2 protein-coding genes are annotated in these 1136 nt (G+C 59.7%); both read right to left on the minus strand.

Annotation, left to right across the window (positions count from 1 at the left end; genetic code table 11):
* A partial coding sequence (locus tag ACSSV4_RS23235) for a hypothetical protein (protein WP_454277344.1) occupies positions 1 to 551 on the minus strand: 551 nt, incomplete at its 3' end.
* Positions 552 to 587: 36 nt separating this feature from the next.
* The gene (locus tag ACSSV4_RS23240) at positions 588 to 782 is read right to left on the minus strand and encodes a hypothetical protein (RefSeq protein WP_454277345.1); all 195 of its coding nucleotides are present in this window, start codon (positions 780 to 782) and stop codon (positions 588 to 590) included.
* Positions 783 to 1136 lie beyond the last annotated feature (354 nt).

Genomic DNA, 1136 nt, shown 5'->3' on the forward strand with positions numbered 1-1136 from the left:
AGCAAAACCGAACCCATAAGAATGGCAGCCTGATAGGAAACCCTGATCCACCTTAACCGGGCTGCAAGCTGGTCGAAAAAGCAGGACCACCTCTGTTTGCAATAGAGCGAGAGTTTTGTCCGGCGCCGATCACCCTCAGCGACCAACTGACCATCCTTGTAATAGTAGGCGACATCAATCCAGAAATTGCCATGCGCTTTCACCCGGCTCGGCGATCCGTATTTCGCGGTGATGCTGTCGAGCATGACCTGCGTATCGACCGGCTCTTCAATCTGATGGCTGCGGCGGATCTCCTGCACGCGGGCGCCAACCGAGGGGCCACCGAAGCTGACCCACAAGAACTGCCCGTTGGTGTATTCCGCCAGCGCGCCCATCGCGTCTGCTTGCTCGGCATACATCGTCAGACCGGCGGAGGCGCGCAGCGGCGCGAATGACATTTCAAAGCCGTCTTTCCATTGGAAGGCCGGGGCCACCTCTCCTGTCCGGAAATGATAGCCGAGACGCCGCGGGCCGAATTGCGGTGCATCGGGGATTTCCTGTGCGTCGGCCATCATCGGCAAGCCCACCTTTGCAAGAACGGCCTCGACCTAATCGTATGTCATCCCGAGACGTAGGCCCATCACATCCGTCACGGCATCCGGCGCAAAGCCGGTCGCGGGCATCACATCGTTGATCTGAAGCGGCACGGGCGGGGCGACCTCATCGGCGAAGACTGGCGAAATGACAGCGAGCGGAAATGCCAATGCGGCGCTGGCAAAGAGACAGGGGACTGTGATGTTCATGGGGCAACCTCCGGGAAACGGGCCTCAAGGGCATGGGAGAGCGTAGGTCGCACAATCGGGATGCGGAGACACTACCAACGAACGCAGGTATTGCTGCGGGCATCGGTGCTCTGCACAGGTTTCGTGTTCCGCGCCTGACGTAAGTTTCCCAGATTGCCTCTGGCGACCATCCGCCGTTCGGCGAAGGTGCGACCGGCGGCTCTGCGCAGGGAGCTGACGGTGCAAAACTGGAACCGATGGTCGCCCTTCAAGACACACCCGGCCCACATGTATGTGTCGGCTGCTGTTCGCAATCGAGAATTTGGCACGATTTCGGAAATCGCTCATATGTATCCGGCCTGTTGATCGGCTCGC

It is taken from the genome of Roseovarius sp. MBR-154 (genome assembly GCF_053628595.1).

What these genes read in the sequence shown, in the direction of transcription:
- ACSSV4_RS23240 (WP_454277345.1), bottom strand. Translation starts at nt 782, where the DNA reads ATGAACATCACAGTCCCCTGTCTCTTTGCCAGCGCCGCATTGGCATTT.